This window comes from Paraburkholderia sp. JPY465, from assembly GCF_050436725.1.
Taxonomy (GTDB): Bacteria; Pseudomonadota; Gammaproteobacteria; order Burkholderiales; family Burkholderiaceae; genus Paraburkholderia; species Paraburkholderia youngii.
Genome location: NZ_JBNDMT010000006.1, coordinates 199,055 through 219,012 on the forward strand (window position 1 = coordinate 199,055; position 19,958 = coordinate 219,012).

The 19,958-nt window shown below is 64.3% G+C and carries 18 protein-coding genes; 16 read left to right on the top strand and 2 right to left on the bottom strand.

Features of this window, described 5'->3' with window-relative positions:
- Positions 1 to 53: 53 nt before the first annotated feature.
- The 9 genes from paaA to paaK all read left to right on the top strand — a co-directional run bounded on the left by paaA (position 54) and on the right by paaK (position 9,875).
- Positions 54 to 1,052: a 1,2-phenylacetyl-CoA epoxidase subunit PaaA gene (gene paaA / locus QFZ94_RS34210; RefSeq protein ID WP_410853325.1), complete on the top strand. Its 999-nt coding sequence runs from the start codon at positions 54 to 56 to the stop codon at positions 1,050 to 1,052.
- Positions 1,053 to 1,143: 91 nt separating this feature from the next.
- On the top strand, positions 1,144 to 1,428 hold the full coding sequence (gene paaB, locus QFZ94_RS34215) for a 1,2-phenylacetyl-CoA epoxidase subunit PaaB (RefSeq protein ID WP_410853326.1): 285 nt from the start codon (positions 1,144 to 1,146) through the stop codon (positions 1,426 to 1,428).
- A gap of 16 nt (positions 1,429 to 1,444) precedes the next feature.
- Complete coding sequence (gene paaC, locus QFZ94_RS34220) at positions 1,445 to 2,257, top strand: 1,2-phenylacetyl-CoA epoxidase subunit PaaC (RefSeq protein ID WP_429463614.1); 813 nt, start codon at positions 1,445 to 1,447, stop codon at positions 2,255 to 2,257.
- Positions 2,258 to 2,264: 7 nt separating this feature from the next.
- Positions 2,265 to 2,840 (top strand): 1,2-phenylacetyl-CoA epoxidase subunit PaaD, encoded by a 576-nt coding sequence (gene paaD / locus QFZ94_RS34225; protein ID WP_410849977.1) that lies wholly within the window; start codon positions 2,265 to 2,267, stop codon positions 2,838 to 2,840.
- A 1-nt stretch (position 2,841) separates the two neighbouring features.
- A complete protein-coding gene (gene paaE, locus QFZ94_RS34230; protein ID WP_013094343.1) occupies positions 2,842 to 3,930 on the top strand; it encodes a 1,2-phenylacetyl-CoA epoxidase subunit PaaE in 1,089 nt (362 codons plus the stop codon).
- 44 nt (positions 3,931 to 3,974) lie between these two features.
- Complete coding sequence (paaN, locus tag QFZ94_RS34235) at positions 3,975 to 5,669, top strand: phenylacetic acid degradation protein PaaN (RefSeq protein ID WP_429462457.1); 1,695 nt, start codon at positions 3,975 to 3,977, stop codon at positions 5,667 to 5,669.
- A 66-nt stretch (positions 5,670 to 5,735) separates the two neighbouring features.
- Positions 5,736 to 6,938, top strand: a complete 1,203-nt coding sequence (gene pcaF, locus QFZ94_RS34240) for a 3-oxoadipyl-CoA thiolase (protein WP_368587744.1) — start codon at positions 5,736 to 5,738, stop codon at positions 6,936 to 6,938.
- Positions 6,939 to 6,952: 14 nt separating this feature from the next.
- The gene (locus QFZ94_RS34245; RefSeq protein WP_429462459.1) at positions 6,953 to 8,512 is read left to right on the top strand and encodes a 3-hydroxyacyl-CoA dehydrogenase; all 1,560 of its coding nucleotides are present in this window, start codon (positions 6,953 to 6,955) and stop codon (positions 8,510 to 8,512) included.
- 37 nt (positions 8,513 to 8,549) lie between these two features.
- The gene (gene paaK, locus QFZ94_RS34250) at positions 8,550 to 9,875 is read left to right on the top strand and encodes a phenylacetate--CoA ligase PaaK (protein ID WP_410849980.1); all 1,326 of its coding nucleotides are present in this window, start codon (positions 8,550 to 8,552) and stop codon (positions 9,873 to 9,875) included.
- 86 nt (positions 9,876 to 9,961) lie between these two features.
- Here the strand turns inward: paaK and QFZ94_RS34255 are convergent, their stop codons facing one another.
- Entirely contained in the window at positions 9,962 to 10,639 is a 678-nt protein-coding gene (locus QFZ94_RS34255; RefSeq protein WP_429462462.1) for a TetR/AcrR family transcriptional regulator, read from the bottom strand.
- A gap of 326 nt (positions 10,640 to 10,965) precedes the next feature.
- Here QFZ94_RS34255 and QFZ94_RS34260 point away from each other — a divergent pair, with 326 nt between their 5' ends.
- From QFZ94_RS34260 to QFZ94_RS34290, 7 genes are all read left to right on the top strand, one after another.
- Positions 10,966 to 11,889 carry a VOC family protein gene (locus QFZ94_RS34260; protein WP_410849982.1) on the top strand — a complete coding sequence of 308 codons (924 nt, stop codon included), beginning with the start codon at positions 10,966 to 10,968 and terminating at the stop codon, positions 11,887 to 11,889.
- Positions 11,890 to 11,942: 53 nt separating this feature from the next.
- On the top strand, positions 11,943 to 12,797 hold the full coding sequence (bphD, locus tag QFZ94_RS34265) for a 2-hydroxy-6-oxo-6-phenylhexa-2,4-dienoate hydrolase (protein WP_368587739.1): 855 nt from the start codon (positions 11,943 to 11,945) through the stop codon (positions 12,795 to 12,797).
- A 106-nt stretch (positions 12,798 to 12,903) separates the two neighbouring features.
- Positions 12,904 to 14,442, top strand: a complete 1,539-nt coding sequence (locus tag QFZ94_RS34270) for a bifunctional 3-(3-hydroxy-phenyl)propionate/3-hydroxycinnamic acid hydroxylase (protein WP_368587738.1) — start codon at positions 12,904 to 12,906, stop codon at positions 14,440 to 14,442.
- 96 nt (positions 14,443 to 14,538) lie between these two features.
- Positions 14,539 to 15,327 carry a 2-keto-4-pentenoate hydratase gene (gene mhpD / locus QFZ94_RS34275; RefSeq protein ID WP_429463616.1) on the top strand — a complete coding sequence of 263 codons (789 nt, stop codon included), beginning with the start codon at positions 14,539 to 14,541 and terminating at the stop codon, positions 15,325 to 15,327.
- Positions 15,328 to 15,340: 13 nt separating this feature from the next.
- The gene (locus QFZ94_RS34280; protein ID WP_429462465.1) at positions 15,341 to 16,291 is read left to right on the top strand and encodes an acetaldehyde dehydrogenase (acetylating); all 951 of its coding nucleotides are present in this window, start codon (positions 15,341 to 15,343) and stop codon (positions 16,289 to 16,291) included.
- Positions 16,292 to 16,304: 13 nt separating this feature from the next.
- Positions 16,305 to 17,321: a 4-hydroxy-2-oxovalerate aldolase gene (gene dmpG / locus QFZ94_RS34285; protein WP_429462467.1), complete on the top strand. Its 1,017-nt coding sequence runs from the start codon at positions 16,305 to 16,307 to the stop codon at positions 17,319 to 17,321.
- A 70-nt stretch (positions 17,322 to 17,391) separates the two neighbouring features.
- Positions 17,392 to 18,483 carry a porin gene (locus QFZ94_RS34290; RefSeq protein WP_368583820.1) on the top strand — a complete coding sequence of 364 codons (1,092 nt, stop codon included), beginning with the start codon at positions 17,392 to 17,394 and terminating at the stop codon, positions 18,481 to 18,483.
- A 139-nt stretch (positions 18,484 to 18,622) separates the two neighbouring features.
- Here QFZ94_RS34290 and QFZ94_RS34295 read toward each other — a convergent pair whose 3' ends face one another.
- The gene (locus tag QFZ94_RS34295; protein ID WP_429462469.1) at positions 18,623 to 19,942 is read right to left on the bottom strand and encodes an MFS transporter; all 1,320 of its coding nucleotides are present in this window, start codon (positions 19,940 to 19,942) and stop codon (positions 18,623 to 18,625) included.
- Positions 19,943 to 19,958: the final 16 nt, after the last annotated feature.

Sequence of the window (19,958 nt, forward strand, 5' to 3'; positions counted from 1 at the left end):
CCGGTCGGTTAATTTATACTGCGTCACATTGCCACTTTTTCTGGATGGTGCAGATGTACACCCAATCCCTCGATATCCCCGGCAACGTCGCCCCGCTGGACGCGGATGCGAATTCGCCCGAACAGGCGCGCTTCGACGCGGTCATGGCAGCCGACGGCAAGATCGAGCCGCAGGACTGGATGCCCGACGCGTACCGCAAAACGCTGGTGCGGCAGATCTCGCAGCACGCGCACTCGGAAATCGTCGGCATGCTGCCCGAGGGCAACTGGATCACCCGCGCGCCGAGCCTCAAGCGCAAGGCGATCCTGATCGCCAAGGTGCAGGACGAGGCCGGCCACGGGCTCTATCTGTATAGCGCCGCCGAAACCCTCGGCGTGTCGCGCGAGCAGCTGATCGACGCGCTGCACGCGGGCAAGGCCAAGTATTCAAGCATCTTCAACTACCCGACGCCCACCTGGGCCGACGTCGGCGTGATCGGCTGGCTGGTCGACGGCGCGGCGATCATGAACCAGATCCCGCTGTGCCGCTGCACGTACGGGCCCTATGCCCGCGCGATGATCCGCATCTGCAAGGAAGAGTCGTTCCACCAGCGCCAGGGGTTCGATGCGCTGCTCGCGATGATGGCCGGCACCGACGCGCAGCGCGAGCTCGTGCAGCAGGCGGTGAACCGCTGGTGGTGGCCGGTGCTGATGATGTTCGGCCCGAGCGACAAGGACTCGGTGCACAGCAACCAGTCGGCGCAATGGGGCATCAAGCGCATCACCAACGACGATCTGCGCCAGAAATTCGTCGACGCGACCGTCGGGCAGGCGAAGGTGCTCGGCGTCACGCTGCCCGATGCGGAGCTCAAATGGAACGAGGCGCGCGGCCACTACGACTACGGCGACATCGACTGGGAGGAGTTCTGGCGCGTCGTCAATGGCGACGGCCCGTGCAACCGCGAGCGCCTCGCGACCCGCGTGAAGGCCCATGAAGACGGCGCCTGGGTGCGCGAAGCCGCACTCGCCCATGCGGACAAGCAGCGCCAGCGCGCGCAACAGCACGCCGCCTGAGCGGCACGGCGAAACACCCGCGAAAGACCCGCGAAAGACCCGCGAAACACCCGCGAAAGATCAGCGACAGTCAGGAATCAGGAGATCAGCAATGAACAAGGAATGGCCGATTTGGGAAGTGTTCGTGCGCAGCAGGCAGGGCCTCGACCACAAGCACTGCGGCAGTCTGCACGCGGCCGACGCGCCGATGGCGCTGCGCATGGCGCGCGACGTCTACACGCGCCGCCAGGAAGGCGTGAGCATCTGGGTGGTGCCGTCCTCGGCGATCACCGCCTCGGCGCCCGACGAGAAGGCCGAGCTGTTCGAACCGGCGGGCGACAAGATCTATCGCCACCCGACGTTCTACACGCTGCCCGACGAAGTCAACCACATGTAAGCGCGCCATGACCACTATGTCCCCGACCTCTATCACGCCCGAACATCTGCAGTACGTGCTGCGCCTCGCCGATACCGCGCTGATTCTCGGTCAGCGCAACGCCGAGTGGTGCGGCCACGGCCCGATCCTCGAAGAGGACATCGCGCTGTCGAACATGAGCCTCGACCTGATCGGCCAGGCGCGCCTGCTGTACACGCACGCGGCCGCGCTCGAGCAGCAGCTCACCGGCCGTCAGCGCAGCGAAGACGACTACGCGTACTTCCGCGCCGAGCGCGAATTCGCGAACTACACGCTCGCCGAGCTGCCGCACTACGGCCCGCTCGCCGGCACCGCGCAGGCGCAGAAGGACTACGCGGTCACGATCGTGCGCAACTTCCTGTATTCGACGCTGATGAGGCATCTGTGGGGCGCGCTGACGGGCTCCACCGACGAACAGCTCGCCGCGATCGCCGCGAAGTCGATCAAGGAAACGCAGTACCACGTGCATCACGCGGGCGAGTGGCTGATCCGCTTCGGCGACGGCACCGACGAATCGCACCGTCGCGCGCAGGCCGCGCTCGACTACCTGATGCCGTACACGTACGAGTTCTTCAGCGCGGACGCGGTGGAAGACGCGATCGCCGCGGCGGGCATCGGCCCGCGCACCTCGGCGCTGGAAGCCGCATGGCTCGACGACGTGCGCGCCACGCTCGACGCCGCCACGCTGACGCTGCCCGCGGCGCTGCGGCACGTGAGCACCGGCAAGCACGGCGAGCATTCGGAGCATATGGGCTTCGTGCTCGCCGAGATGCAGAGCCTTGCGCGCCAGCATCCGGGCGCGAACTGGTGAGCCCGCGATGACGACCTCGACCGCCCCGCAGCCCGTGAACACCCCCGCCACGACCGCCGCCACCGATCCCGCGCTCACCCGCGCGTGGAGCGTGCTCGAAGCGGTACCGGACCCGGAGATCCCGGTGGTCTCGATCCGCGAGCTCGGCATCCTGCGCGACGTGCGACGCGCGGCGGACGGCGCGCTCGAAGTCGTGATCACGCCGACCTACTCGGGCTGCCCGGCGATGTCGCAGATTGCCGGGGACATCGGCCGTGCGCTCGAGGCCGCGCAACTGACGCCGTACCGCGTGGCCACCGTGCTCGCACCGGCGTGGACCACCGACTGGATCACCGCCGAAGCGCGCGAAAAACTGCGCGTCTACGGCATCGCGCCGCCCACCGGCAACTGCGGTTCAGCCGCGACGTCTGCGCCACAGGAAAAAGTGCTGCGCTTCGTGCCACGCGCGCTGCCCGCACCGGCCTGCCCGCGCTGCGGCTCCGCACACACCGAGCGACTCGCGCAGTTCGGCTCGACCGCCTGCAAGGCGCTGTATCGCTGCCTCGACTGCCGCGAACCCTTCGACTACTTCAAACCGTACTGATATGGCCACCCCGCAATTCCATCCGCTGCGTATCCGCGAAGTACGTCCCGAAACCGCCGATGCGGTGTCGGTCGCCTTCGAAGTCCCGCCCGAACTGCGCGACCAGTATCGCTTCACGCAGGGCCAGTTCGTCACGCTGAAGACGCATATCGACGGTGAGGAAACGCGCCGCTCGTATTCGATCTGCGTGGGTGTCACCGACTACGACCGCGACGGCGAGTTGCGCATCGGCATCAAGCGCGTGCGCGGCGGGCGTTTCTCGAACTTCGCGTTCGACACGCTGCAGCCCGGCCACACGATCGACGTGATGACCCCGGACGGCCGCTTCTTCACGCACCTGAACGCGGAACAGGGCCAGCAGTACCTCGCGTTCTCGGGCGGCTCGGGCATCACGCCGGTGCTCGCGATCATCAAGACGACGCTCGAAGTCGAGCCGCGCAGCACGTTCACGCTGGTGTACGGCAACCGCAGCGTCGACCAGATCATGTTCGCCGAGGAGCTCGAGGATCTGAAGAACCGCTTCATGAACCGCTTCGTGCTGTATCACGTGCTGTCGGACGACCTGCAGGACGTCGAGCTGTTCAACGGCGTGCTCGACCAGCAGAAGTGCGCAGCGTTCCTCGAACAGCTGCTGCCGGCCGACGCGATCGACGAGGCCTTCATCTGCGGCCCCGCGCCGATGATGGATGCGGCCGAGGCGGCGCTCAAGGCTGCCGGCGTGCCGCCCGCGAAGGTGCACGTCGAGCGCTTCGGCACGCCGCTGCCGCAGGCGGGTGTGCCGCCCGTCGAGATCACCGCGGACACGCCCGCGGCCGACCTCGAAATCGTGCTCGACGGCAAGCGGCGCAAGCTGCGCCTGCCGTATCAGGGCGTCAGCGTGCTCGACGTCGGGCTGCGCGCCGGTCTCGCGCTGCCGTATGCGTGCAAGGGCGGTGTGTGCTGCACGTGTCGCGCGAAGGTGCTCGAGGGCGAAGTGAAGATGGAAAAGAACTACACGCTCGAAGAACACGAGGTCCGCGACGGGTTCGTGCTGACGTGTCAGTGTCATCCCGTGAGCGACAAGGTCGTCGTCAGTTACGACGAACGATAAGCGCAAGCGCGTGACACCCCTGTTTTCGATCAGAGTTCCATCTCATGTCTCATTCACTGTTCAGTAAGCACCAGAAGATTCTCAACGAAGCGGTGGCCGCGATCCACACTCGCGGCTACTGGAGTCCGTTCAGCGAAATGCCGAGTCCCAGGGCATACGGCGAAACCGCGGCGGCCGACGGCGAAGCCGCCTTCAGACGTCATCTCGGTCAGCACTTCGAACTCGACCAGCCGAGCAACAACGGCACGGCCGGCAAGGAAAAATCGCCGTTTGGCTTGCAGTTGAACGTGCGGTATCCGAAGCCCGACGCCGACACCCTGTTCGCCGCTGTCGAAACGGCACAAGCCGAATGGCGAAAGGCAGAACCGAAGGCGTGGATCGGGGTCAGCCTCGAGATCCTCGCGCGACTCAACAAGGCAAGCTTCGAGATCGCGCACAGTGTGATGCATACCACCGGGCAGGCGTTCATGATGGCCTTCCAGGCGGGTGGGCCGCATGCGCAGGACCGCGCGCTGGAAGCGATCGCCTACGCGTGGAACGAACTGCGCCGTATTCCCGATGAAGCGTACTGGGAGAAGCCGCAAGGCAAGAACCCGCCGCTGATGATGGCAAAGCACGATACGGTCGTGCCGCGCGGCATCGGCCTCGTGATCGGCTGCTGCACCTTTCCGACGTGGAATAGCTACCCGGGGATGTTCGCCAGTCTCGCCACCGGCAACGCCGTGGTCGTCAAGCCTCATCCCGCTGCGATCCTGCCGCTTGCGATCACGGTCCGGATAGCACGCGAAGTGCTTGCCGAAGCCGGCTTCGATCCGAACGTCGTCACGCTCTTCGCCACCGACCCCGACGATGGACTGACCGTTCAGGCGCTGGCCACCCGTCCGGAAGTTCGTCTGATCGACTTTACCGGCAGTTCGGCCAACGGCTATTGGCTCGAACATCATGCGCGGCAAGCCTCCGTCTACACGGAAAAGGCCGGGGTCAACCAGATCATCATCGATTCGGTGGACGACATCGGGCCCGCCGTTCGCAACATCGCATTCTCGCTCGCGCTGTACTCGGGGCAGATGTGCACCGCGCCCCAGAACATCTACGTGCCGCGCGACGGCATCAAGACGGCGCACGGCGTCATGTCGTTCGACGCCGTTGCGGCAGCGCTCGTCGAGTCGGTCAACAAGCTGACAACGGATGCCGCCAAGGCAGTCGAAGTGACCGGAGCGATCCAGAACGCCGGTGTGCTGACGCGCATCGAGCGCGCCCGCAAAGTCGGCACCTTGCTGCTCGACAGCCGCACCCTCGCCCACCCCGAGTGGCCGGATGCCGAAGTGCGCACGCCGCTGCTTGCGCGACTGGACGCCCGCAAAGACGAAGCCACGTTCGCGGCGGAATGGTTCGGCCCGATAGCGTTCGTCGTCGCGACGGACTCGACCGCCCAGTCGGTCGAACTCGCGGGCCGGATTGCCAGGACCCGCGGCGCACTGACGTTGTCGGTCTACAGCACCAGTGAAGAAGTGGTCGACGCCACCTACGAGGCGGCACTGCGCGGTGGCGTTGCGCTTTCCGTGAATCTGACGGGCGGCGTGTTCGTGAACCAGTCCGCGGCCTTCTCCGATTTTCATGGCACCGGCGGCAATCCGGCTGCCAACGCATCACTCACCGACGCGGCTTTCGTCGCCAACCGGTTCCGCGTGGTCCAGGTCCGGCGCCACGTGCCGCCGAGCGAACCCGCCCATGTCTGATCGCACCGCGCAACCCTGTTGCGGATGCAAAGCCTGAATCGTTCAATATCTCTACCGGAAAACACCATGACCGAAGCCTTTATCTGTGATGCCATTCGCACTCCGTTCGGACGTTATGCAGGCGTACTGAAGGACGTTCGCGCGGACGACCTCGGCGCCGTGCCGATTCACGCGCTGATGCAGCGCAATCCGTCGGTGGACTGGCAGCAGGTCGCGGACGTCCTCTACGGATGCGCGAACCAGGCCGGCGAGGACAATCGCAACGTCGCACGCATGTCCGCCTTGCTCGCGGGCTTGCCGATCGACGTCCCCGGCTCCACGATCAACCGCCTGTGCGGCTCGGGGATGGACGCGGTGGGCAGCGCCGCGCGCGCGATCCGCGCGGGCGATGGCGATCTTTACATTGCGGGCGGCGTCGAAAGCATGACGCGCGCACCTTTCGTGGTCGGCAAGTCGGCGACGGCGTTCTCGCGCTCGGCCGAAATCCATGACACGACGATCGGCTGGCGCTTCGTCAATTCGCTGATGCGCAGCCAGTACGGCGTCGACTCGATGCCCGAAACCGCGGAGAACGTGGCCGACGACTTCGGCGTGGACCGCGACTCGCAAGACCGCTTTGCGCTGCTCAGCCAGCAACGCGCTGCACGCGCTCAGGCCGACGGCACGCTGGCTCAGGAAATCACCGCAGTGCGCATTCCCCAAAAGAAGGGCGAGCCCCTCGTGGTCGATCGCGACGAACATCCGCGTGAGACGTCGCTCGAGGCGCTGGCAAAACTCAAAGGCGTCGTGCGCCCCAACGGAACGGTGACGGCGGGGAACGCTTCGGGTGTCAACGACGGCGCTTGCGCGCTGCTCATCGCAGGTGAAGAGGCAGCGAAGCGCAATCATCTGACGCCGCGCGCCCGCATCCTCGGTATGGCTACGGCGGGCGTCGAGCCGCGCATCATGGGCATCGGACCCGCACCGGCAACCGAGAAGCTGCTTGCGCGCCTCGGCATGACGCTCGACCAGTTCGACGTGATCGAACTGAACGAAGCGTTCGCGTCGCAGGGTATCGCGGTGCTGCGCCGGCTCGGCGTCGCGCAAGACGATCCCCGCGTCAATCCGAACGGCGGTGCGATCGCGTTGGGCCATCCGCTCGGCGCTTCGGGTGCCCGGCTGGTCACCACGGCGACCTACGAACTCGAACGCCGCAATGCACGCTTCGCGCTTTGCACGATGTGCATCGGCGTTGGCCAGGGCATCGCGATTGCAATCGAGCGCGTTTGAGCGGAGCCACTAGCATGTCGAACGCATTGAAGACTTCCACGATCGTCGGCATCGTCGGCGCGGGCGCGATGGGTGCGGGCATCGCCCAGGTGGCCGCGCTCGCCGGACACCGGGTCGCGCTGTTCGATCTCGATGCCGCTACGGTCGCCAAGGCCATTAAGGGCATCGCCTCGAATCTCGCGAGGCTCGTCGACAAGGGCCGCCTCGACGCGACGGCTGCCGCTCAAGCGAACGGAAGGCTGTTTGCGGTCGACCAGCTCGCCGCGATGCGCGATGCGGGGCTCGTCATTGAAGCCGTCGCCGAACGGCTGGAAGTGAAGCGCAAGATTTTTGCCGAGCTCGAAGAGCACGTGGACGACGCCTGCATTCTCGCGACCAACACTTCGTCGATTTCGGTCACGGCGATCGGTGCGACGCTGAAGATTGCTTCGCGCCTCGTGGGCATGCACTTCTTCAATCCCGCGCCCGTGATGGCGCTGGTCGAAGTGGTCAGTGGCCTCGCCACATCGGCGGACGTCGCGAGCTGCGTGTACGAGACGGCCGCCGCGTGGGGCAAGACACCTGTCTACGCGCGCTCGACGCCCGGCTTCATCGTGAACCGCGTGGCGCGTCCGTTTTACGCCGAAGGTCTGCGGCTTCTGAACGAGCAGGCAGCGAGTGCGGAGTCGATCGATGAGGTGATCCGCGAGGCAGGCGGCTTCCGGATGGGACCGTTCGAACTGATGGACCTGATCGGACACGACGTCAATTTCGCGGTCACCGAATCGGTGTTTCGCGCGTATTTCAACGATCCGCGCTTCACGCCGTCGTTGATCCAGCAGGAACTGGTCAACGCGGGTTTTCTGGGCTGCAAATCGGGACGTGGCTTCTACGAATATGGTCCGAACGCCACGCGCCCGTGCCCGCGGCTCGCGCCGCCCACGGATTCTCCGCGGATCGTCAAACTGTTCCCGCAGTCCGGCGTGATCGCGCGGCTTCAACAACGGCTGCTGGATGCCGGACTCGTTACAGCGACGATGCCCGAAACGGAACGCGTCGACGGTGTGGTCGCCCAGATTGACGACGCGCTGCTGCGACTGACCGACGGGCGCACCGCGACTCAATGCGCCCACGACATGAATCACGACAACGTGGTGCTCGTCGATCTCGCGCTCGACTACGCCGGCTGCAGCACGGTCGCGCTCACCCGTGCGCGGCAATGCAGCGATTCGGCCTATGCGGCTGTCGTCGGCGCGATGCAGGCGGCGGGCTACGCGGTCGTGCCGATGGCCGATGTGGCCGGCATGATCGTGATGCGGACCGTCGCGATGCTCGTGAATGAAGCGGCCGATGCAGTCAACCAGGGCGTGTGCACGGCCGCGGATCTCGACCTGGCGATGGAAAGAGGCGTCAACTATCCGTTGGGCCCGCTGCAGTGGGCGGATAAGGCGGGCGTCGCTGTGTTCTCTACGGTGCTGAGCAATCTCTGCACCCATTACGGTGAAGACCGGTACCGCGTTTCACCGCTACTAGCCGCACTGTCGTGGTCGCGTGCGTCATGGCACGCCCGCCCTGCCATCGACAGCGCAGCCTGACTCGAATCAACCCAATTCCAGTATTCCGGAGACTCCCATGGTCCGACGCATCCCCCAATCCGACGAACTCGAATCGATCGAACGCGCCAGCCGCGACGAGCTGCAGGCTCTGCAACTGACGCGCCTCAAATGGTCCGTCCGCCATGCCTACGACAACGTGGCGCATTACCGCAAGGCGTTCGATGCCGCTGGCGTGCATCCGGACGATCTGAAGGAACTCTCCGATCTGGCAAAGTTTCCGACCATGACGAAGAAGGACCTGCGCGATAACTATCCGTTCGGTCTCTTCGCGGTGCCGCGCGACCAGGTGGTGCGCGTGCATGCATCGAGCGGGACCACGGGCAAGCCGACGGTCGTGGGCTACACGGCACGCGACATCGATACGTGGGCCGACATCGTCGCGCGTTCGATCCGCGCTGCCGGCGGCCGTCGCGGCGACACGCTGCACAACGCGTTCGGCTATGGCCTGTTCACGGGCGGGTTGGGCATTCACTACGGCGCGGAGCGGCTCGGCTGCATGGTGGTGCCGATGTCCGGCGGCCAGACGGAAAAGCAGGTTCAGCTGATCCGTGACTTCGAACCGTCGATCATTCTCGTCACGCCGTCCTACATGCTCAATCTCATCGACGAAATGACGCGGCAAGGGATGAATCCGGCCGAATCGTCGCTGAAGGTCGGTGTCTTCGGCGGCGAGCCCTGGACCCAGGCCATGCGCAGTGAAATCGAAACGCGGGCGGGCATCGACGCGGTCGACATCTACGGCCTTTCCGAAGTGATGGGCCCCGGCGTCGCGGCGGAGTGCATCGAAAGCAAAGACGGCCCGGTGATCTGGGAAGACCACTTCTACCCGGAGATCATCGATCCCGTGACCGGCGAGGTGCTGCCGGATGGAAGCGAAGGCGAACTCGTGTTTACTTCGCTGACGAAGGAAGCCATGCCGGTCATCCGCTATCGCACGCGCGATCTGACCTCGCTGTTGCCGCCGACTTCCCGCGCGATGCGCCGGCTCGCAAAGATCACCGGACGCTCGGACGACATGCTGATCATTCGAGGCGTCAACGTGTTCCCGAGCCAGATCGAGGAGCTGATTCTCGCGATGCCCAAGCTGAGCGCGCAATATCAATTGACGGTCAAACGCGATGGGCATCTGGATTCTCTGGCGGTATGCGTCGAAGCGCGGCCGGAAGTCGGCGAGTCGTTGAGCGACCACGATCGCACAGCGCTCGCGCGCGAACTGCAGCATCGCATCAAGACGATGGTCGGCGTGTCGACGACGGTCTCGGTCGCGCTTGCCGGACATATTCCAATGACCGGTACCGGCAAAGCGAAACGCGTCGTCGATCTGCGGGGCGCGAACCTGTAAGCATAGAAGATGGGCGTTGCGCGCGCGGTCCGCGCAACGCCGCTCCACGCGTTCAACGTCCCGTACACCAACGCCCCGAGGCCGAGTCAGCCAGCGATGCCGCCTTTTTGCACCGCTTTGCTTTTCGGCCGTTTCTCCGCCAGCCTGCCAGAGTCCTTCGCCGGTTTAGCCTCGCGCTTGCGCCCCGCTGCCCGTGTCGCTTCCCGGAACGACGCGGCACGCGCTTCGCCTAGCGCAATCAGCGCATCGGTGAGTTGCGCCATGTGTGTTTCCATCGATCTGTTGTCGCCAGATTGAAAGGAGACGAAAGCGCCGTCGAAACCGAGCATGCCGAAATACGCCAGTTCGTCGGCGACCGCTGACGCGGCGGCATCGCCTTCAGCGCTGAACGCGCTGCGGATCATTTCCCGCATATAGTCGCGGCCTTCGTTGCGTACCTCGACCACCGTCTGAATCGCCTCCGGCTCCGCGGCCTCGTTGCTCATCACCATGACGACCAACAGGCGCAGGAAGTTCTCGCGGTGCTGAAACACCTCCCCCGTCTTCTTCAGATACCAGCCCAGACGCTCGCGCGACGTGCCGCCTTCGGGCGGATTCTGGTGAGCTTCGCGCATCGCGGCGAAGAAGCCCCGCGCGCCTTGGGCCATCACCTCCGCCAACAGCCCGGCCTTGGAGCCGAAATGATGATAAATCGCGCTCTTCGGGATTCCGGTTGCTTCGACCAGCGCCGACATCGACGTGCCGGTGTAGCCATAGGCCGACATCACGCGGGCAGCCGCGTCGAGAATTTCCTGGCGCGATCGCTGGCCGCGTCGATTGCCAATTTGCTGTGTGTTTTCCATCCCAAAAGTATATCGCTTCGCCCCCTTTTCTCCCGTATTGTACCGATCGGTTCATTACTGGTTTGCCCTGGCTGTCTGCGATTGGACCGATCGGTACACTAATTCGAACTGTGGGAATGAGCCAGACCATCGTCCGGATTGGGCGTTGCTCCTCATCGCCCGATCGAGACACGGGCACGCACCGCAGAGTGCTTCGCAACATTTCCGGGCCAATGGCCCGTCATCAGAACTTGAACATAGGGAGAGCTATGCACAGCGTGTCGACACTGGGGTATATGGTCCTTGGCGTAAGCGACCTGGCAGCATGGGAGGGGTTCGCCGTCAACGTACTGGGTTTGCAGGTGGGCAGGCGCGTCGCCGGCGAATCGCTCGGCCTGCGTATGGATGATTACGAGCAGCGCTTCCTGTTGGTCAAGAGCGAGCTCGACGACTTCCTCGCCGCCGGCTGGGAATTCGAAACGGATGCGCAGCTCGACGCGTTCGTCGATCAGGCGCGTGCCCGCGGAGCCGGAATCGTCGAGGCGGATCGCGAAATCGCCGAACAGCGCCGCGTAGCCCGCCTGTTCGTATGCCACGATCCCGACGGCATCAGCCACGAGTTCTATAGCTGCGCGTACCGCGCTCACACACGCGACGCGTTCCGCTCCTCGGTACTGCGCGGAGCATTCAGCACCGGACGCCTGGGTGCTGGCCACTTCGTGACCGTACCGAAGCAGAGTGCGCGCGCCAAGGCGTTTTGCCAGGACGTGCTCGGCCTGAAGCTCAGCGACTCGATCACTGGCGAAGCCGCACCGGGCGTGAACCTCGACGTGACGTTCTTTCACGCTCGCAGCGGACGTCATCACTCGATGGCGGTCGCGGACGTTCCGTTCCCGGTCCCCAAACGTATCCACCACATCATGGTCGAGTGCACCGACGCGAACGACGTCGGCCTCGCCTACGACCGCTGCAAGCAGGCCGGCGTGCCGATCCTGATGGAACTGGGCCATCACCCCAACGACCAGATGTTCTCGTTCTACATGATCTCGCCGTCCGGTTTCGCGATCGAATTCGGCGCGGGCGGCATCGTGGTTGACGACGACACATGGGAAATCAAGCGCTACTCCGAACTCAGCGACTGGGGACACAAACTGAATCCGCCGCCCGGCGCGCCCGCCCCCAACGCGCATTGAATCCCGACTCATCACCTAGCTTGACTGCAAGACCAAATTCCTGGAGCCACAGTATGACCTTGACCGAAGCCAACACCAGCAAGTTCGTGACGATCAACGAACCTGGTCTCGAGAACTTCACCATCCATTTCAACGACGCCGGCCACGGCCCGGCCGTCGCCATGCTGCACGGCGGCGGGCCCGGCGCGAGCGGCTGGAGCAACTACTACCGCAATGTCGACGCGCTGGTGAACGCGGGGTTTCGAGTGCTGCTCATCGACAGCCCCGGCTTCAACAAATCAGGCGAGATCGTCAGCGACGTGCCGCGCAACCTGCTGAACGCGCGCGCGACCAAAGGGGTGCTCGACGCGCTCGGCATCGCCAACGTGCATCTCGTCGGCAACTCGATGGGCGGTGCCTCGGCATTGAGCTTCGCACTGGAGTATCCGGAACGCCTCGATCGCATGGTGTTGATGGGACCGGGCGCTCAGGGTCCGAGCATCCTCCAGCCTCAGCCGGGCGAAGGCATCAAACGCATGTTCAAGCTCTATGCGGAACCCACCTATGAGAACTTCGAGGCCATGCTCGAAGTGTTCGTGTACTGGCCTGGCGCAATCACCGAGGAGTTGCGCCGCGGACGCTGGAACAACATCGAGTCGAACCTGAATCACCTGAAGAACTTCATCGCGAGTTCGAAGCTTTGCCCCGTGACGACATGGGACCTGTCCGCACGCTTTCCGCAAATCGCTCACAAGACGCTGATCACGTGGGGCCGCGACGACCGCTTCGTGCCTCTCGATCACGGCCTGCGCATGATCAATACCTTGCAGGATGCGCGACTCCATATCCTGCCGCAGTGCGGCCACTGGGCTCAGTGGGAACACGCCGACGAATTCAACCGCCTCGTCATCGACTTCCTGAATAACTAAAAAGCGGGCGACGGGCGGCGGTCGCCGTCATCGCGGGTCCTTGTGCTGCGAACACGCGCATCCCGCTGCCACCGTGAACATCCAGAATATCTAGTGGAGACAAGATATGACCAATGAGTACGACGCCGAGGTTGCCATCGTCGGCTATGGACCGACCGGCGTGATCGCCGCGCTGACCCTCGCGAAACACGGCATTTCCACCATCGCGTTCGAGCAACACAAAGACATTTACCAGCGTGCGCGCGCCGTCACCGTCAACGACTGGACGATGCGCATCTTCCAGAACCTCGGCGTCGACGAACCAGTGCTGAAGCAGATCGATCCACAACGCGCGCTACGCTGGATGCGCTATGACGGCACCGAGATCTTGCGTATCGAGCACCCGCCTTCGACGCTCGGCATCAAGCCGCGCTTCTTCAACATCTATCAGCCGACGATGGAGTCGACGCTGCGCGAATGCGCGGCGAAGCACGCCGAGTACATCGACGTGCATTACGGCTTCGAGGTCGTATCGCTGGAGCAGGATGAAACCGGCGTCACGGTAACCGCAAAGGACCTCTCGACGGGCGAAACGAAACAGACCCGCGTGCGCTACGTGATCGGCTGCGACGGCGGCAGCAGTGCCACGCGCGGCAAGCTCGGCGTCAAGCTGCTCGGCGATACGCTCGACGTGCAGTGGATCGTGATCGACTGCCGCGTCAAGCGCTGGTGGCCGGACCGCAACCTGCTGACGTTCTGGTCCGACAAGGAACGGCCGGTGGTGGATATCGCGCTGTCTGGCGGCAACCATCGCTGGGAACTGCCGCTGAAGCCTACCGAGTCGGAAGCGGACTTCGCGACGAACGAGGAAGTCTGGCCGCTGCTGAAAGCACTCGGCGTCACCGAGGACGACGTCGAAATCCACCAGTATGCGTTCTATCGCCACCATACGCGGATGGCCGACAAGTGGCGTGTCGGGCGCGTGTTCCTCGCGGGCGACGCGGCGCATCTGATGCCGCCCTGGGCTGGCGCGGGCATGCAAACCGGCATGCGCGACGCGTTCGATCTGGGCTGGAAGCTCGCTGGTGTGCTCAAGGGCACGCTGCCCGAGCAATTCCTCGACACCTACGAAACGGAACGCCGGCCCAATGCGGCGTTCTACACCGGCCTTGCCGTACAACTCGGCCGCATCATCAAGCAGGAACTCTCCGAAGAAGAGCAGGCCGCGCTCAACGCACCGCCTCCGCCCGACGCGCCGGAGCAGCCGCTCATCGCGCCGCCGGTGCTGGAAGCCGGCTGGCTGCGCGGTCCGCTCGCCAACGACAGCATCGTGGGCCGCATGGTGCCGCAACCCGTCGTCGGCGATAACCGCGGGGTGATGGCACGGCTGGACGACCTGCTCGGCGACGGCTTCGTGCTGCTCGGCGACGACGTCGATCCCGCCACGCTGCTCTCGCCCGCTGAAAAAGCGGCGTGGGACCAGCTCGGCGCCCGCTACATCGCTTTGCGCCAGCAGGATCAGCACACCAAGGGCTGCGACGAATTCGTCGACCTCGACGGCGTACTGCGCCCATGGTTGCGCAAGTACGGTGCGCGCGCAGTCGCGCTGCGCCCCGATCGCTTCGTCGCCTGCGCCGACGTCAGCGGTCTTGCGGTTCCTGCCTGACACGCCGCACTAAGTGACATCGGTCGACGAACGGGTAGGCGACGAATGCCGCCTACCCGTATCCCGACACGCCTCAACCCAGGGAGAAACATGAACATGCATGATGCCAACGTCGTCAATGCGCTGGCCTCGCGTCTGCGCAACGCTGAAGCGTCGCGCCAGACCATCTCGCCCGTACGCGGAGATATCCCCGTCGACGACATCGCTACCGCTTACGCAGTGCAGCAGGCGAACGTCGATCTGCGCGTCGCGAACGGCGAGCGCATCGTCGGCCGCAAGATCGGTCTGACGTCGCTCGCCGTGCAGAAGCAGCTTGGCGTCGATCAGCCGGACTTCGGCGCGCTGTTCGCCGGCATGGCCTACGGCGACAGTGAACCGATGCCGCTGTCGAAGCTGATCCAGCCGAAGGTCGAAGCCGAAATCGCGCTGGTGCTCGAACACGACCTCACGCACGACAAGCACACGTTCGTGGACATCCTGCGCGCCAGTGCGTACGCATTGGCCGCGATCGAGGTCGTGGACAGCCGCATCGAGAACTGGGACATCCGCTTCGTCGATACGGTGGCGGACAACGCGTCGAGCGCGCTGTTCGTGCTCGGCAGCCGGCCGGTGCCGCTGTCGCGGATCGACCTCACCGCGTGCGCGATGACGCTGTCGCGCGACGGCGAAGTGCTCTCGCGCGGCAGCGGCGCGGCGTGTCTCGGCAATCCGCTGAACGCCGCCGTGTGGCTCGCGGATCGCATGGTCCAGTTGGGCACGCCGCTGCGCGCCGGCGACGTCGTGCTGACCGGCGCGCTCGGCCCGATGGCCGCCGTCAAGGAGCCGGGCACTTACTGCGCGCAGATCGAAGGCCTCGGCAGCGTGCGTGCGACGTTTACCGCTTGAATCAGGACGCAATATGACTTCCGAAAAACTGAAAGTCGCGATCATCGGCTCCGGCAACATCGGCACGGATCTGATGATCAAGATCATGCGCAACAGCCGGCATCTGGAGATGGCGGCGATGGTCGGCATCGATCCGAACTCCGACGGTCTCGCGCGCGCCGCGCGGCTTGGCGTCGCGACCACGCATGAAGGCGTCGAAGGTCTGACGCGTCTGCCGGTGTTCGAAGACATCGATTTCGTGTTCGACGCGACTTCGGCCGGCGCGCACGTGAAGAACGATGCGTTCCTGCGTGCTCGCAAGCCTGGCATTCGCCTGATCGACCTGACGCCGGCCGCGATCGGGCCGTATTGCGTACCAGTCGTCAATCTCGACGCGCATATCGACGCACCCAACGTGAACATGGTGACCTGCGGTGGTCAGGCGACGATTCCGATGGTCGCGGCCGTGTCGCGCGTCGCCAAGGTCCACTACGCGGAGATCGTCGCGTCGATCAGCAGCAAGTCGGCCGGGCCCGGCACGCGCGCGAATATCGACGAGTTCACCGAGACGACGTCGAAGGCGATCGAAGTGGTCGGCGGCGCGGCGAAAGGCAAGGCGATCATCGTGCTCAATCCGGCCGAGCCGCCGGTGATGATGCGCGACACCGTCTATACGCTGTCGGAGATGGCCGACCTCGACCAGGTCGAGCAGTCGATCGAGGAGATGGTCGCGAAGGTTCACGCCTACGTGCCCGGCTATCGCCTGAAGCAGAAGGTGCAGTTCGATGTAATCCCGGCGAACGCGCCGCTCAATATTCCGGGCCTCGGCATGTTCAGCGGTTTGAAGACCTCGGTGTTTCTCGAAGTGGAAGGCGCCGCGCACTACCTCCCTGCCTATGCCGGCAATCTCGACATCATGACTTCGGCCGCGCTCGCGACCGCCGAGCGCATGGCGCAGGCGCTCGTACAGGCATCAGAGGCTTAAGGAGACTTCCCGCATGGACAAAAAACTCTATATCTCCGACGTGACGCTGCGCGACGGCAGCCACGCGATTCGTCACCAGTACTCGATCCAGAACGTGCAGGACATCGCGCGCGCATTGGACAAGGCGAAAGTCGATTCGATTGAAGTGGCGCACGGCGATGGCCTGCAAGGGTCGAGCTTCAACTACGGCTTCGGCGCGCATAGCGACCTTGAATGGATCGAGGCGGTCGCCGACGTCGTCGAGCACGCGAAGATCGCGACGCTGCTGCTGCCCGGGATCGGCACGATTCACGACCTGAAGGCCGCGTACAACGCGGGCGCACGCGTGGTGCGTATCGCGACGCATTGCACGGAAGCGGACATTTCGAAGCAGCACATCGAATACGCACGCGAACTCGGCATGGACACCGTCGGCTTCCTGATGATGAGCCACATGAGCACGCCGGAGAACCTGGCAGTCGAAGCGAAGAAGATGGAAAGCTACGGCGCGACCTGCATTTACGTGGTCGACTCAGGCGGCGCACTGACGATGAACGACGTGCGCGATCGTTTCCGCGCGGTGAAGGCGGTGCTGAAACCCGAAACGCAAACGGGCATGCACGCGCACCACAACCTGTCGCTGGGCGTGGCGAACTCGATCGTCGCGGTGGAAGAAGGTTGCGACCGGATCGACGCCTCGCTCGCGGGCATGGGCGCGGGCGCGGGCAATGCGCCGCTCGAAGTGTTCATCGCGGCAGCGGAGCGCATGGGCTGGAATCACGGCACCGATCTCTACACGCTGATGGACGCCGCCGACGACATCGTGCGTCCGCTGCAGGACCGCCCGGTGCGCGTCGATCGCGAAACGCTCGCGCTCGGTTATGCCGGCGTGTATTCGAGCTTCCTGCGTCATTCGGAAGTGGCCGCGAACAAGTACGGCCTGAAGACCGTCGACATTCTGGTCGAACTGGGCAAGCGCCGCATGGTCGGCGGTCAGGAAGACATGATCGTCGACGTCGCACTCGACTTGAAACACGCACGCCAGGCTTGATGGGCGCGAATGAGCCGCCTCATTGAAGCTGCCAAAAAAGATCGATCAAATACACTATCTGGAGACTGGAATGAAAAAACATTCCATTGCAATTCTTTTGGGATTTCTGCCTGCCGGATACGCGTTCGCGCAGAGCAACGTCACGCTGTACGGTCTGATTGACGGCGGCGTGTCCTATGTGACGAACCAGGGCGGGCATTCGGTCACGAAGTTTGACGACGGCATCTATACGCCGAACCTGTTCGGCTTGCAGGGCGCCGAAGATATCGGCGCTGGAAACAAGGTCATTTTCAAGCTGGAGAACCAGTTTCAGCTCGGTACGGGCGCGACGGTGCAGCCGGGCATCTTCGGGCGAAACGCTTACGTGGGTCTGGATAGTTCTACCTTCGGCAAGCTGACTTTCGGCAATGTCTTAGATTTCATGACGACGTCGCTGTCCGAGGCAGGCAATGCTCCCGCCGTGTTCACTGGCGGCTTGTACAACTTCGCGGCAGGCCCGTTCCAGAAACTGAATATTCCGCAAAACCCGACCGGCTGGTTCGACTGGAGCCGCACGAGCGGCATCCCGGCGGCCAATTCGATCAAGTATCAATCACCGGTGTTTGCGGGCTTGTCCGCTGGGGCGTTGTATTCGCTCGGCGGAGTGGCTGGTTCGTTCGGGTCGAATTCGACCATGAGCTTCGGGCTGAATTACGGTGCCGGTCCGTTCGGAGTCGGGGCCGCCTACACCAAAGCGAAATATCCCGGCTCCAGCACCGGCTCGCCGCAAATTCCGATCACGAACTGGGGTGTCGGCGCGCACTATGTAATCGGACCCGTCTACACGGTCGCGGACTTCACGACCGTGCGCAACTCGTTCAACGGCGCCGCGGCCTATGCCGCGCAAGTCGGCGCCAGTTGGCAGATTACTCCCGCATGGTCCTTCGGCGGGAACTATATGTACCTGAAGGGTAACGAGGAACTCGACAACAACCACGCGCATCAGCTCGGCGCAACGCTGAACTATTCGCTCTCCAAGCGGAGCATGGTCTATGCGGAGGGCGTTTATCAGAAGGCGAGCGCAGGTTCGCACGCTGCCATCAACGGCATCATGGGTCCCAACGGATCGTCCAGCACGGCGTCGCAGGCCATTGCACGAGTTGGCCTTCGCACCGCGTTCTGATTCTCGACTGACCTTGTAGTTTCATGCGCATCGGGGCCCGCCGAGGAAACTCGGCGGGCCTCATATCATCTGCACGAGAGCGCGCCGCCAGGCATGGCGGCACCCTCTCCATCCAGCTCGGCGCGTCAACGGCAACACGCTAAAAGCGTTGCGCCGTCGAAGCCGCCCGCCCCGCGCGCCGCCGATAGAGTCCAAGCGTCGCGCCAAGCCCGCACAGCGCGGCGAAACTGAGCCAGTAGCCGGGCGCGGCCTTGTCGTGCGTGGTTTCGATCAGGAAGGTCGACACGGCCGGCGTGAAGCCGCCGAACAGCGCCGTCGCGAGACTGAACGCCAGCGAAAAACCCGCGACGCGCACCTCCGCCGGCATCACCTCGGTAAGCGCGGCGACCATCGCGCCGTTATACATGCCGAAGAAGAACGAGAACCACAGCAGCACGCTCAGCATGCGGCCGAAACTCGGCGCCGCGGCGAGCCACGACAATGCCGGATACGCGGTGAAAATCGCCAGCACGGAAATGGCGAGCAGAATCGGCTTGCGGCCGATCCGATCGGACAGCGCGCCGCCGATCGGAAGCCAGATGAAGTTCGACACGCCCACCAGCAACGTCACCATCAGGCTATCCGACGTCGACAGTTTGAGAACGGACTTACCGAAGGTCGGCGTGTAGACGGTGATCAGATAGAACGTGGTCGTCGTCATCGCGGTGAGCAGCATGCCGGCGATCACCGTGCGCCAGTTGCTGAGCAGCATCGCGAAGATCTCGCGCGTCTGCGGATGATGGCGGCGCGCCTCGAACGCGGCGGTTTCCTGCAGCGAACGGCGCAGGAGGAACAGGAACGGTACGATCGCGCAGCCGATGAAAAACGGAATGCGCCAGCCCCACGCGCCGATCTGCTGCGCGCTCATCCAGTGATTCAATCCGTAGCCGAGCGCCGCCGCCATCACGATCGCGACCTGCTGGCTGGCCGACTGCCAACTCGTGTAGAAGCCACGTGCGCCGGGCGTGGCCATTTCCGCGAGATACACCGACACGCCGCCCAGTTCCGCGCCCGCCGAGAAGCCCTGCAACAGCCGCCCGAGCAGAACGAGCGCGGGCGCGAGCAGGCCGATGGTCGCGTAACCGGGCACGCACGCGATCAGGATCGTGCCGCTCGCCATGATCGACAGCGTGACGATCAGGCCGGTGCGCCGCCCTACCTTGTCGATATAGGCGCCGAGAAAGATCGCGCCCAACGGACGCATCAGAAAGCCCGCGCCGAACACGGCGAAGGTCAGCATCAGCGACGCGAACTCGCTCGACGCCGGGAAGAATATCTTCGAGATCGACGTCGCGTAGAAGCCGAACAGAAAGAAGTCGAACTGTTCGAGAAAGTTGCCGCTCGTCACGCGCAGTACGGCCGCGGCTTTGGACGAGCGCGCCCCGACCGGCGTGCCGGCTAGTGGTTCGGTAGCGTTCATGAATATGTCCCCTGTT

Coding starts and splice junctions, on each gene's coding strand:
- paaA (WP_410853325.1), top strand. CDS start 54: ATGTACACCCAATCCCTCGATATCCCCGGCAACGTCGCCCCGCTGGAC.
- paaB (WP_410853326.1), top strand. CDS start 1,144: ATGAACAAGGAATGGCCGATTTGGGAAGTGTTCGTGCGCAGCAGGCAG.
- paaC (WP_429463614.1), top strand. CDS start 1,445: ATGTCCCCGACCTCTATCACGCCCGAACATCTGCAGTACGTGCTGCGC.
- paaD (WP_410849977.1), top strand. CDS start 2,265: ATGACGACCTCGACCGCCCCGCAGCCCGTGAACACCCCCGCCACGACC.
- paaE (WP_013094343.1), top strand. CDS start 2,842: ATGGCCACCCCGCAATTCCATCCGCTGCGTATCCGCGAAGTACGTCCC.
- paaN (WP_429462457.1), top strand. CDS start 3,975: ATGTCTCATTCACTGTTCAGTAAGCACCAGAAGATTCTCAACGAAGCG.
- pcaF (WP_368587744.1), top strand. CDS start 5,736: ATGACCGAAGCCTTTATCTGTGATGCCATTCGCACTCCGTTCGGACGT.
- QFZ94_RS34245 (WP_429462459.1), top strand. CDS start 6,953: ATGTCGAACGCATTGAAGACTTCCACGATCGTCGGCATCGTCGGCGCG.
- paaK (WP_410849980.1), top strand. CDS start 8,550: ATGGTCCGACGCATCCCCCAATCCGACGAACTCGAATCGATCGAACGC.
- QFZ94_RS34255 (WP_429462462.1), bottom strand. CDS start 10,639: ATGTCGGCCTATGGCTACACCGGCACGTCGATGTCGGCGCTGGTCGAA.
- QFZ94_RS34260 (WP_410849982.1), top strand. CDS start 10,966: ATGCACAGCGTGTCGACACTGGGGTATATGGTCCTTGGCGTAAGCGAC.
- bphD (WP_368587739.1), top strand. CDS start 11,943: ATGACCTTGACCGAAGCCAACACCAGCAAGTTCGTGACGATCAACGAA.
- QFZ94_RS34270 (WP_368587738.1), top strand. CDS start 12,904: ATGACCAATGAGTACGACGCCGAGGTTGCCATCGTCGGCTATGGACCG.
- mhpD (WP_429463616.1), top strand. CDS start 14,539: ATGCATGATGCCAACGTCGTCAATGCGCTGGCCTCGCGTCTGCGCAAC.
- QFZ94_RS34280 (WP_429462465.1), top strand. CDS start 15,341: ATGACTTCCGAAAAACTGAAAGTCGCGATCATCGGCTCCGGCAACATC.
- dmpG (WP_429462467.1), top strand. CDS start 16,305: ATGGACAAAAAACTCTATATCTCCGACGTGACGCTGCGCGACGGCAGC.
- QFZ94_RS34290 (WP_368583820.1), top strand. CDS start 17,392: ATGAAAAAACATTCCATTGCAATTCTTTTGGGATTTCTGCCTGCCGGA.
- QFZ94_RS34295 (WP_429462469.1), bottom strand. CDS start 19,942: ATGAACGCTACCGAACCACTAGCCGGCACGCCGGTCGGGGCGCGCTCG.